Here is a 16,499-nt window from a genome sequence, read left to right as displayed (position 1 = left end):
ATGGAAGGCATTCCGAACAAATTGGAATGCCTTTTTTATGCCTTATGATCGGACAACGTCGCACAAGAGGCACTGTTTTGCAACCTAAAAGGGTCTGTTTCACACTGTAAAAGAGCCTGTTTTGAAGCGCAAGGCAAGCTCTTTTGTAATGCACTGGTCATTAAGCTGTTACGCAGCAGCCATCTTGCGTACCTTCTTTTGTGCATTTTCCGCTATTCATTCCTCTTCAAATTACATTCTCTCCTCGCATCTTGCAGAATACATTTACATCATCAGGCAATGCGCAAGACCGTATCGCTCCTTTTGTTTAGCCTGACAACAACATCGCAAATCTTATTCTTTCAACAAGAAAAAACTCTTTTTCGGTTTTCGTTTTCCATTAAAAAGATGTATCTTTGTGTTTTGAATAAAACGAGAACGATATATATCGTGCAGAAAAACAAGTAATGAAGTATGCCATTATCGCCGCAGGAAACGGCTCACGACTTGCCCAAGAGGGCATAACGGTGCCGAAGCCATTGGTGGAAATCAATGGAGAACGACTCATAGACCGCCTTGTCCGAGTGTTCTGCAACAACAATGCCACCGAAATTGTGGTTATCTGCAACGAAGAAATCACCGATGTGGCAGCACATCTTGCCTACATTCAGCAACACGGATTGGCGGGAAGGACTGTCCCCCTGCACTTTATGGTGAAGTCTACGCCCAGTTCCATGCACAGTTTTGCAGCATTAAGCAAATGGCTGACCGACGAACCTTTCGTGCTGACAACCGTCGATACCATTTTCAAAGAAGACGAGTTTAGGGCTTATATCGATGCTTTTACACTGGCAATGAAGCGTGGCGTGAAGGCGTATATGGGCGTAACGGCTTACATAGACGACGAAAAGCCGCTGTATGTGGGTACCGACGAACAGCTTGACATCACTGGGTTTTACGACAACAACGACATGAACTGCACCTATATTTCGGGTGGTATCTACGGACTGACACCCAAAACGCTCCACACGCTCAGCCGTTGCATGCAGCGGAACGAAAGCCGAATGCGCAATTTTCAGCGGGCACTGATTGCCGATGGCTGTAAAACGGTGGCTCATACCTTTACGAAGGTGCTCGACATAGACCACGCTTCCGACATAGAAAAGGCAGAACTGTTCCTAAACGACACCGCATGCGAACCATAGCCATACAGCGCGATGCACGCTTTTCACCCAATTCGGTGGAGAAAGATTATGCTATTCTTGCGGCAGTAGCACAGTTGCTGGGTGGCGAAATAATTGCCGAAAGTAGCTTGAAACCAGACCATTTGGCAAAAGCAGACGTTATATTGAATATGGGAAGACTGCCCCACACATTGCAATTGCTCGAAGAATATGCAACGGGAAAGTGCATCGTAAATTCTGCATCAGGCGTACGCAACTGCCAACGCAGCCAAATCACGAGGTTAATGCGCAATGCAGGCATTCCCATTCCGCCCGAAGAGGGCAGCAACGGCTACTGGCTGAAACGTGGCGACGAGGCAGCACAAGCGCAAAACGACATTCAGTACTGTGCCGGCAAGGCTGAACTGGAACAAGCAAAGGTGGCTTTTCACAGTCGCGGCATAGCAAACATGGTGGTCCAGGCACACATTGAGGGCGATTTGGTGAAGTTCTATGGTGTCGATGGCACAGGTTTCTTTCGCTGTTTCTACCCTACCGACGACGGCATAACGAAGTTTGGCGACGAGCAACACAATGGTACGGCACACCATTATCCGTTCAACGGGGAGGCTTTAGAAGCAACTGCCAACCGCATTTCTGCCCTCGCCGATACGCCTGTGTATGGTGGCGATGCCATCGTAACAGCCGAAGGAGCGTTCTACATCATCGACTTTAACGACTGGCCGAGCTTTTCACGCTGTAGGGACGAGGCTGCAAAGGCTATAAAAGCATACGTTGTGGCACAACGGAAAATATAAGATTGAAACATCTTGACTGCATTTCGGTGTGGCAAGAAACATGGACATGAATATGGAAAACAAAACATTTGGCGAGCTGCTAAAGGCTTCCATGAAATCGGACGACACGGAAGAGTGGATCGATGTGTACTTCACGCGACCCGTCGGGCTGGCTTTCGCCTTGCTGTGGCACCGCTTGGGCGTTTCTCCAAACACCATAACCCTTCTGTCTATCGTCTTGGGCGTGGCAGCAGGGGCTATGTTCTATTTTCAAAATCTGTGCTATAATATAATAGGTGTAGTACTTTTGGTGTTGGCAAACCTTTGCGACTCTACCGACGGACAGCTCGCCCGGCTCACCAACCAGCGCTCCATGAAGGGGCGATGCTTGGACGGCTTTGCCGGCGACACATGGTTTTTTGCCATCTACTTGGCAATCTCGCTGCGACTCTGGCACCAGACAATGCCAGGCACAACCGAGGTTTGGGGACCTTTCGGTCTTGCTCTTGCAGCCATTGCCGGCTTCGTTTGCCACGCACAACAAAGTTCGCTTGCCGATTACTACCGTCAAATTCATCTCTATTTCCTTAAGGGCAAGGCTGGCTCAGAACTCGATAGCTATGTCGCAGAACATGCCATCGTAGAGAGTTTAAAGGGGAAAAAGGGTGTGTTCTGGGACAAAGCGTTCCACAGCAACTACCAGAACTATTGCAAAAATCAGGAACGGCGCACACCGGAATTTCAGAAATTACGGCACGCATTGACCGAACGCTATGGACCAAACGTAGAGAACATACCAACCGAATGGAAAGAAAAGTTTCTCGATGGCAGTCGCCCGCTCATGCCATTAACCAACTTCTTGACGTTCAATTCGCGCGCAATCATTATTTATATAACGGTTCTGGCAGATTGTCCGTGGGTGTATCTCTTTGTCGAAATACTGCTCTACACAGTTGTTTATATGTATATGCACAAGCAACACGAAGAGCTTTGCAAGCAAATGCACAAACAATTAACAACCTAAAACATTATGACAGAAGGATATATATTCGACTATGGCGGCACCATAGACACGGCAGGGTGCCACTGGGGCATAAAAATCTGGCACGCATACCAGCATTTTCAGTACCCTGTGAACGAGCAGCAATATCGCGAAGCCTACATATATGCAGAGCGAATGTTGGGCAGAAACCCCATCATTCAGCCCGATTTCACATTCCGCCGTACGTTAGACGAGAAGATAAAACTGCAGTTTCAGTATCTGCAACAACAAGGACTGATTGCAGCAACGGGCTTTTCGTTTGCCAATAAACGAACCAAGCTGGTGGAAAAGCTATACGCTGACGTTGCAAAGACGGTGGAAGAAAGCAAGAAAGAGCTGCTGAAACTCAACGAAAGCTATCCGCTTGTGTTGGTAAGCAACTTCTATGGCAACATCGAAGTAGTGCTACAAGAGTTTGGCTTAGACGGTATCTTCTGTAAAATCATAGAAAGCGCAGTGGTAAAGGTGCGCAAACCCGACCCACGCATCTATCAATTGGGTGTGGAAGCACTGCATTTGCCACCCGAAAACATAGTTGTGGTGGGCGACAGCTATGCCAAAGACATTGTGCCGGCACACTCCATTGGCTGCAAAACCGTATGGCTAAAAGGCGAAAGTTGGTCTGCCGACGAACCCGGACAAGGCGTGGCTGACCGTGTAATAACAAGTCTGAAAGAACTAAATGCGTAAAAAGACATAAAGGTATATATCAAATTACAATAAGAAGCCTATATAATCGTTTAATATTTTAAAACTAATAAATAAATGAAACAAGGAAAAGTTGCACCCGCAGAAGGTAAATTGGGTATCATGGTTGTAGGGTGTGGAGCCGTTGCAACTACTTTCATGACTGGCGTTTTAATGGCGCGCAAAGGCTTGGCAAAACCTATTGGCGCAATGACACAATACGACAAGATTCGTGTTGGAAAGGGTAAAGACAAGAAATATCTACACTACAAAGACATTGTACCACTTGCCGACATGAACGATATAGTGTTCGGAACGTGGGACGCTTACCCTCAAAACGCCTATCAGGCGGCTGTCTATGCCGAAGTTTTAAAGGCTAAGGACATAGAACCGGTACGCGATGAGCTTGAAAAAATAAAGCCATTGAAGGCTGCTTTCGACAAAAACTATGCGAAACGCATAGACGGCGACAACGTGAAACAAGGTCTTACACGCTGGGAAATGGTGGAAGAACTGCGCAAAGACATTCAAAACTTCCGACAAGAGAAGGGTCTTAAGCGTGTAGTAGTGCTGTGGGCGGCATCTACAGAGATATATGTGCCCTACCAAGAAGACTTCCATGGTACGCTCGAAAAGCTCGAAACGGCAATGAAAACCGACGACCGCGAACACATCGCACCGTCTATGTGCTATGCATACGCGGCACTGACGGAGGGCTGTCCGTTCATCATGGGCGCACCAAACACCACGGTAGACATTCCTGCCATGTGGGAACTGGCAGAAAAGACACGCATGCCAATTGCCGGAAAGGACTTCAAGACAGGTCAGACACTCGTTAAATCGGGTTTCGCACCAATCATTAAGACACGCTCGTTGGGCTTGAGCGGCTGGTTCTCAACCAATATCCTGGGGAACCGCGACGGCCTTGTGCTCGACGAACCAGCCAACTTCCGCACGAAAGAAGTAAGCAAACTCTCTACATTAGAGACCATTTGCAAAGCCGAAGAGCAACCCGACCTGTACGGAAACATCTATCACAAGGTGCGAATTAACTACTATCCACCCCGCAACGACGACAAAGAAGGCTGGGATAACATAGACATCTTCGGGTGGATGGGCTATCCAATGCAAATAAAAATAAACTTCCTCTGTCGCGATTCTATCCTCGCTGCACCGCTATTGCTCGACCTTGCCTTGCTAAGCGACCTTGCTGCACGAGACGGACGCTACGGTATCCAACGCTTCTTGAGCTTCTATCTCAAGAGCCCAATGCACGATTTCACACGCGGAGAGGAGGCTGTCAACAACCTATTCGAGCAATATACAATGCTCAAAAATGCAATCCGCGAGATGGGCGGCTATGAAGCTGATGAAGAAATTGACTAAAACAACACACCAAAACCGAGCAGCAAGAATGGTCTTCTTGCTACTCGGACTGTTCATAAGGATAACAACGACAGCGGCGCAAGACCTGCACTGCACGGTAATAGACGCCCAGACACAAGACACAATAGCTTATGCGAATGCCACTTACAAAAATTTAAAGATTACAGCAGCTGCCAACCAGCATGGCATTTTCACCATTGCAAGGCGTAACGGAGAATTACTTGAAATTACATCAGTGGGCTACAAGCTACGTAAAATAAAGATTACGGAGAAGACACCTGACACTGTTCTCATTACGTTGATACCTACTTCGAAACAGCTGGAAGGCGTTGTCATAAAGGCAAAACGACGCCATCGCTATTCAAGAAAGGACAATCCAGCCGTAGAACTCATGCGACGGGTCATCGCTGCAAAGCATAAGACGAACTTAAACAACCACGATTACTATCAATACGACAAGTATCAGAAGGTAACGATGGCGCTAAACAACATTACGCAAGCCCAACTGGAGACGGGAATGTTCAAGAATGCACCTTGGTTAAGGGAGCAAGTGGAGACCTGTCCCTACAATAACAAGATGATATTGCCTGTCTCTGTAGACGAAACAGTTACGCAACACATCTACAGAAAGAACCCTAAGGACGAGAAAGACATCATAAAAGGGCAAAGCACAAAGGGCATTTCGCAACTCATTCAGACGGGTGATGCCATCAATACCATAGTGAAAGACTTGTTCAAAGATATTGACTTGTACGACGACCAGGTAGATTTGTTGCAGGCACGCTTCCCCTCTCCCATCGGTTCAGCAGCCATTTCGTTCTATCATTTCTACATCGACGACACGGTAAAGGTAGGCAACGACGATTGTATAAGGCTCCAATTCATGCCTGCAAACCCGCAAGACTTTGGCTTCAGAGGCGAATTGTACGTACTAAACGACAGTTCCCTGCATGTAAGACGGTGCGACATGCAGCTCCCCGCAGGCACCGGCGTCAACTTTGTGGCTGCCATGAAGTTCAAGCAAGAGTACTCCAAGTTGCCCGAAAGCGGCGATTGGGTACTTACGAAAGACGACATGATGGCAGAATTGGAACTGGTCAGCATGCTCAGACAGGTGCTCGTGGTGCGCACAACAAGTCTTCAGGACTATTCGTTTGCCCCTATCGACCCACGACTTTTCAAGGGAAAAGCCAAGAAGACATACGATCCGAATGCGAAATTGCGCGACGACGAGTTCTGGGCACAGCACCGCAGCACTGCATTAACCAAGGGGGAACGCAACATGGGCGACTTTATCAAGCGCATGGGACGTACCAAAGGCTTCAAAACAATGATGTTTGCAGTGAAGGCTTTCGCCGAAAACTTTGTGGAAACGGGCTCTGAAAAGACTCCAAGCAAGATAGACATAGGTCCCGTAAACACCTTCTTGTCGAAGAACTACATAGACGGAATACGCCTGAGGGCGGCTGCACGAACCACCGCAAACCTTAGTCCGCATTGGTTTGCAGAGGGATATTATGCTTACGGAACGAAGTCGAAAGCCCATTATTACGGCAGTAAGATAACGTATTCGTTCAATAAACCCGAGTATCAACCGACTGAATTTCCTGTCAGGACGCTCTATTTTGAATCGGAAAGAGACTTGGAATCGCCATCAGACAAGTATCTTGTGCACAACAAAGACAACATTTTCATGGCTTTCCGCCCTGTCAAGGTAGAGAAGTTATACCTGTACAACAGGCAGAAGCTGGGCTTCCAATGGGAAACAAACTATGGTCTTTCCACGCAGTTAAAGCTGAATACCGAAAGCAACCGACCAATGGGAAAACTCGTTTACGAGCGTATGGACGGGTCGTTTGTAGACAAAGTGCGCATGACATCGTTTACAATAGGCTTCGATTACCGTCCCGGACAGAGCTATATCAACTCGAAACAGCGGCGGATTGAGGTAAATTTAGATGCGCCGCAGTTTACATTGACCCACACTTTCGGCTTAAAGAACGTGCTGGGTGGACAGTTCAACTACAACCTGACGGAGCTTTCGGTCTATAAGCGTATATGGTTTGGAAGCTGGGGAAAGCTCGATACCCGCCTAAAGGCAGGTGCGCAGTGGAACAAAGTGCCCTATCATCTGCTTATAATGCCCCCCGTCAACACCTCGTTCTTCGAGCATCAGGGTTCGTTCAACCTTATGGAGAACATGGAATTCCTTAACGACCGCTACGCACAGTTTAACTTTGCGTGGGACTTGGAGGGCAAGATATTCAACCGTCTTCCGCTTGTAAGACGGCTGAAATGGCGCGAATACGTTGCGTTCAAAGGTATGTGGGGACATCTTACCGACAAGAACAACCCGCTGTTGCCACAGAATGCTGCCGACACAAAGCTGTACAAGTTCCCCGAAGGTACCAACGTCATGGGCAAAAATCCCTACCTGGAACTTGTAATAGGCGTGCACAACATATTCAAGATGTTCGAGATAGACTATGTCCGACGCCTTACCTACACCACCCTGCCCGGCATCTCGAAACACGGAATACGCTTCGGCTTCAACCTTGTTTTCTAAAATTGCATTGCAAGAACGATGTCATAAGGACAGAAAACGAACGAAATAAAAAAATGTAGAGACAGGGATTAATGCCTATTTCTACATTTTTTTGTTGCCCAACTTGGCTTTTACACCTTATTATATATAGACCTCCGCAACATTACGGGCAGTCTCCTACCCGATTGCATGCACCTTTTTAAATACCACAAAGCACAAAATCCGCTGCCAGTCTAAAGCCCATGGAAAAATGCAGATGCCGTTTTCCATTCATCATACATACGTTTTGGAGCTTTGTTACTTCACATATTCCAACGCCTTTCCTATCACTTTGTCTACATCAACCTCCAAGAAGCGATAGTCGTCTGCCGATACCATGCTCGGAATAGTCATCACACGGTCGAACGATTTGTACTTCCCTTCGTCCTCGTCCACCACCATTTGATATAGCACACCGTTGTGGCAAACCTTTCCATGCCGTAGAATAGCGTCCTTGGTTACGGCGAAACAGCCCAGCAGTTCCATAAAGTCGTCTTCCACTTCAATAGCCGAAAAGAAGTCAGACAGTTGATATTTCTTTACTCCGAGCCTTCTCAGCAGTGCCAGGAGCTTCACAAGCGGCGTGTCAGACAGGAAGTGGAAGCTGTCCGTAACGCTCACTTCCTTTTTTATATACGCATCTTCAAAGTTGTCAAGCACGTTTACCATGTCCTTTATATCGTTCTTTCCCAACCTTATTCCAACCGCCGTCAATCCCTTGGTTACGGTGTTGAAGTCTACCTTGCACTCTTCCTTGACATACGATTGTATCGAATTCTTTGCGTGTTCGGATACAGAATGAAAAAAGATATTCTTCGAAACGAACTCCTTTATGTACCCTTCGTAGTTGGCTTCACCGTAATAATTGCGAAAGATTGTGCCTATTGCAATCGTGTCCATCATGAATATTATCTTGGCAAAACCGAACTTGTTCAATGTTCTGTCTGGTTCGTTTTCCTTGCTTCCATTGGCGTTTTTTGTTCCTTTAGATGCTATTTTCTTTTCTGTCCGTACCGAGAATATGTTGAAAATGCCGAACAATTGCATGGGTTCAATGCGGTCGAGGTCTTCTATTATCAGCACGGGCTTCTTCTTTAGCCCCATTATGCTTCGCGTTATCAGCCAGCTCATGGGGTCGAGTTCGCCGACATCATCGGTCGTGTCCGACATTTCTGCCGCCGACTCTGTCAGCTTTTCAAACTTGGCTTCCTCTATGTTCTCCTTCAATCCTTTAAATTTCTTGCACTGACTGGCAAATCCTTCCGTCAGGGCAATGGCTCCTTTCAAGAGCACTCCAAGCTGACTGCCATCTCGCAACACCGATGGTGCAAATCTCATGACGTCTTTCACAACATCGATGGTCTTCTCGTTGAAATACCATTGCAGCAAGATATGGTCGGGAACCACGATGTCCGTGTTCAGCGTACCGTCCAGAACCAGCTGGAAAAGCAGGTCGCGTTTGACGTATTCTACTATCTGTTCGTTGGCTGCCACCTCGTAATTGATGGGTGAAAGCGTATAGAATGTATATCGGTCGTTATACCTTTCCTTAAACTTATCTATAAATTCATTTTTTCCCTCGCCCAATTTTACTGAGAAAATTGTCCTACTTACGTCTGCCGCATTTAAATGTTGGTAGAACGCTGTGAGCTTTTTTGTGATATTCATAGGGCTTGTTGGTTAATTTATATGGAACTTAGTGATTAATCGTTGCTGCTCTCCCACCGCACGATGTTGCGATGCAGGCATCGCAAACATACGGTTCTGAAGCCGATGATACAAAGTTACTAATAATTTTTTATAGTACAAACATTTTGCGTAAAGTTTTTTTATATCAATGCAAAATACCAATACAAGAAGACGTTTGTGGCGTTATTTCCCACATAATTATACATATTACACAACTACTTAATTGCCAACAGCTTACAAAAGCAATCATTTGGCGTTGCAAAACAGCCGCTTTTACACGGCAAAACAGGCTCTTTGGGAACGTAAAAAAGTCTGTTTGGTGTTGTAAAAACCTACGGACGGGATTTCATGAATAATTCTTGCAAGAAAAAAGATGGTCTGAATAAAGATGCAATGCCCACCTTGACGTGTTTTCCATTAGGCGTCGCTACAATTCGGCTCGCCTTTTCTTACAATATAAAAAATGCCACATGCCAGGTTCCTGTCCTGCTGGTTGCAACAAAAGAACCTGCTTGTAGCATTGCTTTTCTATTCGTGGTGGTAGGGTTCTCCCCGTATAATGCTGCACGCCCGATAGAGTTGTTCCACGAAAATGAGGCGTACCATCTGGTGCGAGAAGGTCATTTTGGAAAGCGAAATCTTTTCGTCGGCACGGCTGTACACCGCCTCTGAAAAGCCGTAAGCCCCACCAATGACGAACACAAGACGCCTTGCCGTGTTCTGTTTCTTCTGCAACCATGCAGCATAGTCTACCGAACGGAATTCCTTTCCGTGCTCGTCGAGCAGCACAACCGTGTCCGATGGCTGTATTTCCCGTAGTATCAGTTCACCTTCGCGTGCCTTTTGCTGGGCTTCCGACAGTTTTTTAGTGTTCTTCAGTTCGGGTATCGTTACAATGTTGAACGGCAGATAGTGTGCAATGCGCCCCGCATAGTCGGCAATTGCACGTACAAACACCTCCTCGGTAGTTTTTCCCACCAAGATTAAAGTAGCCTTCATGCGTTACTTCCTGTACGCTTCCTTGCGCTTGGGGTTCATCGGGAACCACCCTTTTTCCACTCGTTTAACCTGCTCGAACAGCTCTCCGATGCCCCAGAGCAGCGATGCTCCCGTTACGCCAAGCAGTGCCGACCAGAATATTTCTGCCACAAACAAAGCCGAAACGCAGCAGACAATGCCGCCAACAAGCCACATCCACCAACCTTTCGTACCAAAATAATATTCCCATTTAACCACTGCGGGGTGCAGCAGTCCTATGATAAAAAAGGTACAGACGGCAAGAATGACACCCTGAAAATATATCTCCATTAATTCTTACTTTAGCTTTAATTTTATAAATCGGGCACAAAAATACAAAAATAATCCTACATTTAGGCTACATATTCTATTATTTTCTGTATATTTGCAGTACTATATGCTGCCTGGCAGAGCCTTGCATAACTTATGGCAACAGGGCGCAGGCAGTATCAACTATATTATAACATTGCATGAGGGACGCCAAGACAGCCCTCAATAAAACTATCAGGTAACTATGCAGAACAAAGAACTTATTGACCAGTGTGAACAAAAAGCAAGACAATGGCTTGCTCCTGCTTTCGACGAAGCAACACGAAAGGCTGTCCAAAACATGCTGGACAGCGACAACAAAGACACGCTTATAGAGTCGTTCTATAAAGACCTCGAGTTCGGAACGGGTGGCTTGCGCGGCATCATGGGCGCAGGCACCAACCGAATGAACATCTACACCGTTGGAATGGCTACACAAGGGTTTGCCAATTACCTTAAAATGAACTTTAAAGACAAGGAGCAAATCTCGGTAGTAGTGTGCCACGACTGTCGCAACAACTCGCGCTTGTTTGCCGAAACTGTGGCTAATATCTTCTCGGCAAACGGCATAAAGGTTTATCTTTTCGACGATTTGCGCCCCACACCGGAGTGCTCTTTCGCCATAAGACACTTCAAAGCGCAAGGCGGAGTAAACATTACGGCAAGCCACAACCCCCGCGAATACAACGGGTACAAAGCCTATTGGGACGACGGAGCACAGGTACTGGCTCCGCACGACAAGGGAATTATAGACCAAGTGAACCAAGTCAAGATAGAAGATGTGAAGTTTAAGGGCGACAAGAACCTCATTCAAATCATCGGAGAAGACGTGGACAAGGCTTACTTGGACAAGGTCAAGACGGTTTGTATAGACCCAGAAGTAATCAAACGCCAGCACGACCTCTGCATTGTCTACACTCCGCTGCACGGTGCCGGCCGCGTCATCATACCACGTTCGCTGCAGGAATGGGGCTTCACAAACGTACATTGCGTGAAGGAACAGATGGTGAAAGACGGCAATTTCCCAACCGTGGACCGACCCAACCCGGAGATTGCAGAAGCCCTGACACTCGGTTTGCGCGATGCAAAGAAGCTCGATGCCGACATTCTGATGGCTTCCGACCCGGACGCAGACCGCGTCGGCATGGCTTGCAAGGACAGCAACGGCGAGTGGATTCTCATCAATGGCAACCAAACATGCCTCATCTTCCTTTGGTATATCATTACAAACAGGCAGGCTTTGGGCAAGATGACACCCAAAGACTACATTGTAAAGACCATCGTAACCACCGAAGTGATTGCCGAAATAGCCAGGAAGCAACACATAGAGATGCGCGACTGCTATACAGGATTTAAGTGGATAGCACACGAAATAGCCATTTCCGAAGGCAAGAAGAACTACATTGGCGGCGGAGAAGAAAGCTATGGCTTCATGGCAGAAGACTTTGTACGCGACAAGGATGCCGTCAGTGCATGTTCGTTGCTGGCAGAAATCTGTGCGTATGCCAAGGATAAGGGCAAGACTCTCTACGATTTGCTCATGGATATATACCTGGAATACGGTTTCAGCGAGGAACATACGGTGAATGTTGAGCGTCCCGGCAAGAGCGGAGCAGAGGAAATTCAGCAGATGATGCGTAACTTCCGCAATACCCCACCGAAAGAATTGGGTGGCAGCACCGTTTGTTTGTGGAAAGATTACGAGAGCCTTGAAGCTACCGATGCAGACGGAAAGAAAACCAAGATAACGATGCCCGAGACAAGCAACGTGCTGCAATGGTTCTGCACGGACGGCACAAAGGTAAGTGTCCGCCCGTCTGGAACGGAACCAAAGATTAAGTTCTACATCGAAGTAAAGGACAAGATGCAGACCGCAGCCGACTTTAAGGCTTGCCGTGCACGTGCCTACGAAAAGATAGAAGCTATAAAGAAGAGCCTCGGGCTATAGGTTCCTGACAATCCAAAGAGGCTCGGCTCACAAGTCTCTGATAGACAAAAGAAGAATGTTTCAAGGCAGCTGTTCGTTAGAATGGCTGCCTTTTAATTTAAAGTCTTCCCAAAATCATCTTGTAAAAATAATTCTGATGCAAGACGACAAAAGCCGCTTTGGGCTTCAAAAGCCATTGTTTTGCAATGCAAAAGGCACTGTTCCACCGTGTAAGACAGGCGTTTTTGCAATGCGAAAGATGCCATTTTGTAAAGTGCTGATAATGAGACTGCAAGAAGGCTGCCACTCTTTCAAAGTATTTTTACATATTTTTTAATGGAAATAACCACGTATTTTGTGCCATGCCGACATTCGGTTCTAAATGTCCAAACAATATTGTGGCACGCTGGAGATAGAAAAAACTAAGTATCAGCAACATTGTGTTTTATCATAATTATTAAGTATCGATTTTGTAATATCGGTCGTTTTTCAAGAAAACAGTACTTTAAAGTAGGTAAGACACGCAGATTTTTTTAAAATAAAATCACGAAAAATAAGTATTGTGCAAGGTTTTCTTTCTTTATAACTTTGTAGCGTTAAACAAGCAAAACAATTCAGACATAAATTTAATATAAACATAAAACATCAACAATAAAAAAATGAAGACAAAGTTTTTTGCAGCACTCTGCTTTGCTGCCACCCTGTTTACATCGTGCAGTAGTGACAAGAACGATGAGCCTAAAGTTAAGCCTACGCCTGAAACGGCACAGGTAAAACACTTCGAGACGCTTATGCCCGGCTACGATTCGTGGATTTATGTAGACCTCGAAACTGGCAAATACGAACAGCAAGAAGAGTTGGGTGCACGCGAACATCGCAAATACAGCACAATGAAAGACTACGAAGTGGTGAAAACAGAACCTGCAAAAGGCAGCGAGAAAGACCTGCCGAAGAAGTGGGATTTGGCTTTCCACATAACCGATGTCCGTACCAACGGCGGTGCAGTAATGATGACGGAACAAACCGACATCAGCAGTATAAAGGCACTTCCACAAGGAAACTACATTGAAGACGTACCGGGCGAGATATTCGTAGAGCTGGGTGCCATGAAGGCAGGCGGCATTATGGTAGTGGCAAAGACCAAGTTAAACAAGGAGATGGCAAAGTGGGCGAAGAGCACCGGCATGGGTCAGCCAAAGCTAATTAGCGACAAAGTGTTTGCCGTAAAGTTTAAAAATGGCAACGAAGCCCTTATCTTGTTTAAAGATTACCTTGACAAGACAGGCAAGAAAAAGGCTGTAAGCTTCGACTATAAGTTCATAAAGAAAGCATAGCACAGCCAACCCTGTCTGCACAAAACAATGCTACAAGCGATAAACATAGTGGGCAACACCTCGCTGATGTTTATCGCTTACAATGTGGCTTAGTGTAAAATACACATTATCATATATGGGCTTGTAGCATTTGTCGTTTTCCTTAAGGAGGCGATAAGACTCGCTTTACTCTAAAACAACATAGATACAAATTTATCAAAGCTTCATTGAAATGAAGAAACTATTCCTTATTCTCATACTCCTAACAGCAACCTTTGCCATCATTCATGCCGATAACGTAATATCCGAAAAAGGTTATCCAATATCGGGAACGGTGGTAGATGTTGATACCGACGAGCCTTTGGCAGGCGCAGTACTAAAGGTTGAAGGCACAAACATAGTGGTGGGCACAAACAGTAAAGGCGAATTTACGATTGTCTTCGGTGCCGACAAGCTCTATACAGTCCGCGTTATGTGCATGGGGTACGCACCCCGTACACTGCAAATACCGGCTGTAGGGCACCCTGCACTCAAGATAAAGATGATTCCAACCAACTCCAAATTGGAGGAAGTTGTGGTAACCGGATCGCGAAGCGAGAAACCTTTGAAAGACGTTCCCGTGATTACGCGTGTCATTTCGCAGGAAGAAATAAAGACCGTAAACCCCGTAGACCTGAACACGCTCCTTGAATATACGCTCCCGGGCATACAGTTTTACTACAACAGCATGAGCCAGACCACCAGCATTAACTACCAGGGCATGGACAGCAAGTCGGTTCTTTTCCTGCTCGATGGCGAACGGATAAGTGGTGAAGGCTCCGACCACAACATCGATTTCAGCCGAATCAACGTCGATAACATCGAACGAATAGAGGTGGTAAGGGGCGCAGCGTCTACCCTTTACGACAGTCGTGCCATCGGCGGAGTCATCAATATCATCACAAAAAAGAACTCTCGCCCCCTCAATGTGCAGCTAAACTCACGCTATGCAGGCGTGAACGGACAGAGTTATGGCGTGCAAGTGGGCGTAAACCATAGCCGCCTGAGTTCGCAGACGTCGTTCGGGTATCGCCATCGCAGCACTTATTGGGTGAAAGACAAGGAAGGAAAGACCGTAGAACGCATTGCCCCGGACGGAAAAGCGATTGAAGAGAGAAGCGAACCACGCGATTTGCCCGTGTACGGATATAAGATTTGGGATTTGGGACAGCATTTCCGCTATCGTTTCACCGACCAGTTCACGGGCGAAGTCTTCGGCTCTTTCTATGCAAACATACGTCCAACCTACCAAGGACGCCGCTACCATCAACGCTACGAAGATCTTGTTTTAGGTGCAAAAGGCAACTGGCAGATGAACGAGAACAACGGTATAGCCTTCTCGTACACCTTCGACAACTATGCCAAAAAGGACGATTACAACCTTGTCAAGCTTGTAGAGAAAGTGTACAACAACATTAACCACAGCGCACGCCTGTACTATACAGGTACGTTCGGACGCCATACGTTCAACGCCGGCATAGAAGGCGTGCACGAAAGTCTGCGCCATTACATGATGAAAGATACAAGTATGGTGAGCAGATCGCAGTTCTCGCTCTGCGTTCAGGAGGATTGGAAAATCAGCAACAGCCTCAACGTGGTGTTAGGACTGCGTGGCGACAAGGGCAATCACTATGCTTTCCACCTCACACCAAAGGTTTCGGCACTCTACAGACCTCTTTCTTACCTTACATTCCGTGCCGGCTATTCGCAGGGATACCGCATGCCCACACTCAAAGAGCTTTATCAGGAGTTCAATATGGCTGGCATGATTATGATATATGGCAACAAAGACCTGAAACCCGAGTACGGAAGCCAGCTCTCGGCATCGGTTGAATACGACCGGAATGGTCTTAACCTTTCACTGTCGGCATACCACAACCGTTTCAGAAACAAGATAACATACGAATACATAGATCCCGGCGTAAACTACAACATGCGCTATGTCAATTCGGAAAACGTCAAGACAACGGGCATCGAAGCCACTGTCAATTACAGAATGCAGTGCGGATTGCGCTTCATGGGGGCTTACACATACATAAACGACTATAATGTGCACAACGGATACAACCGTTCGTGGATACGTCCGCACTCTGCAAAGTTCAACGTAACGTATAAACGGAAGTTCGGAAAGACCACCGAATCCATCGCATTCAACAGTCAGTGGATGTCGCGAATAACGCGTTACTCTTACGATTCAACCGAAAAGGCATACGTTCGCTACGTTTACGACCCGCGCACAATATGTTCTCTCAACCTGCGTTCGGAACTTCCACATGGCATAAACCTCGGTTTTATGATAGACAACCTGTTCAATCATCATGATAAAGCTTCCGATTCCGACGTGCAGCTACCACTCAATGGTATCAGCTACGTACTTACGGTTGGCATAAACTTGTCCGACTTGTTCGGCAAATAATCTCCTTTGCATCATTGCAGAAACTGTGCAACCCAACTATAATGTATCAATTATATGGCAACAAGACTTTGACACTATGGTGATAACCTTTTATCACCATAGTGATAATGTTTTTACCCCATAGTGTCAGAGTCTTTTTGCACTTGGCAAA

General features: G+C 46.5%; 12 protein-coding genes. 9 read left to right on the top strand and 3 right to left on the bottom strand.

Annotated features, from left to right (window positions below):
* Positions 1-446 precede the first annotated feature (446 nt).
* From RDV52_RS01280 to RDV52_RS01255, 6 genes are all read left to right on the top strand, one after another.
* Positions 447-1,184 carry a nucleotidyltransferase family protein gene (locus RDV52_RS01280; protein ID WP_004367824.1) on the top strand — a complete coding sequence of 246 codons (738 nt, stop codon included), beginning with the start codon at positions 447-449 and terminating at the stop codon, positions 1,182-1,184.
* Positions 1,172-1,960 carry an ATP-grasp domain-containing protein gene (locus RDV52_RS01275; RefSeq protein WP_004367825.1) on the top strand — a complete coding sequence of 263 codons (789 nt, stop codon included), beginning with the start codon at positions 1,172-1,174 and terminating at the stop codon, positions 1,958-1,960. The genes RDV52_RS01280 and RDV52_RS01275 overlap by 13 nt, the downstream gene beginning before the upstream one ends.
* 46 nt (positions 1,961-2,006) lie before the next feature.
* Entirely contained in the window at positions 2,007-2,963 is a 957-nt protein-coding gene (locus RDV52_RS01270; protein ID WP_040557358.1) for a CDP-alcohol phosphatidyltransferase family protein, read from the top strand.
* 6 nt (positions 2,964-2,969) lie between these two features.
* Positions 2,970-3,671, top strand: a complete 702-nt coding sequence (locus tag RDV52_RS01265) for an HAD family hydrolase (protein WP_004367827.1) — start codon at positions 2,970-2,972, stop codon at positions 3,669-3,671.
* A gap of 75 nt (positions 3,672-3,746) precedes the next feature.
* A complete protein-coding gene (locus tag RDV52_RS01260; RefSeq protein ID WP_004367828.1) occupies positions 3,747-5,054 on the top strand; it encodes an inositol-3-phosphate synthase in 1,308 nt (435 codons plus the stop codon).
* 28 nt (positions 5,055-5,082) lie between these two features.
* On the top strand, positions 5,083-7,620 hold the full coding sequence (locus RDV52_RS01255) for a DUF5686 family protein (protein WP_115098644.1): 2,538 nt from the start codon (positions 5,083-5,085) through the stop codon (positions 7,618-7,620).
* 276 nt (positions 7,621-7,896) lie between these two features.
* Here the strand turns inward: RDV52_RS01255 and RDV52_RS01250 are convergent, their stop codons facing one another.
* The 3 genes from RDV52_RS01250 to RDV52_RS01240 form a co-directional block, all read right to left on the bottom strand.
* A complete protein-coding gene (locus RDV52_RS01250; RefSeq protein ID WP_004367830.1) occupies positions 7,897-9,306 on the bottom strand; it encodes a hypothetical protein in 1,410 nt (469 codons plus the stop codon).
* A gap of 549 nt (positions 9,307-9,855) precedes the next feature.
* Positions 9,856-10,326 carry a 23S rRNA (pseudouridine(1915)-N(3))-methyltransferase RlmH gene (gene rlmH / locus RDV52_RS01245; RefSeq protein WP_004367832.1) on the bottom strand — a complete coding sequence of 157 codons (471 nt, stop codon included), beginning with the start codon at positions 10,324-10,326 and terminating at the stop codon, positions 9,856-9,858.
* 3 nt (positions 10,327-10,329) lie between these two features.
* Entirely contained in the window at positions 10,330-10,635 is a 306-nt protein-coding gene (locus RDV52_RS01240) for a DUF4491 family protein (RefSeq protein ID WP_004362832.1), read from the bottom strand.
* 223 nt (positions 10,636-10,858) lie between these two features.
* Here RDV52_RS01240 and RDV52_RS01235 point away from each other — a divergent pair, with 223 nt between their 5' ends.
* The 3 genes from RDV52_RS01235 to RDV52_RS01225 all read left to right on the top strand — a co-directional run bounded on the left by RDV52_RS01235 (position 10,859) and on the right by RDV52_RS01225 (position 16,348).
* Positions 10,859-12,601: a phospho-sugar mutase gene (locus RDV52_RS01235; protein WP_004362833.1), complete on the top strand. Its 1,743-nt coding sequence runs from the start codon at positions 10,859-10,861 to the stop codon at positions 12,599-12,601.
* Positions 12,602-13,239: 638 nt separating this feature from the next.
* On the top strand, positions 13,240-13,914 hold the full coding sequence (locus tag RDV52_RS01230; RefSeq protein ID WP_004367834.1) for an HmuY family protein: 675 nt from the start codon (positions 13,240-13,242) through the stop codon (positions 13,912-13,914).
* 211 nt (positions 13,915-14,125) lie between these two features.
* The gene (locus RDV52_RS01225; RefSeq protein WP_004362835.1) at positions 14,126-16,348 is read left to right on the top strand and encodes a TonB-dependent receptor; all 2,223 of its coding nucleotides are present in this window, start codon (positions 14,126-14,128) and stop codon (positions 16,346-16,348) included.
* Positions 16,349-16,499: the final 151 nt, after the last annotated feature.

The sequence above is a fragment of the Prevotella nigrescens genome (genome assembly GCF_031191185.1).
In the GTDB taxonomy this organism is placed as follows: Bacteria; Bacteroidota; Bacteroidia; order Bacteroidales; family Bacteroidaceae; genus Prevotella; species Prevotella nigrescens.
Note: the sequence above shows the minus strand (reverse complement) of the source record. Positions and strands in the feature narration are given on the sequence as shown.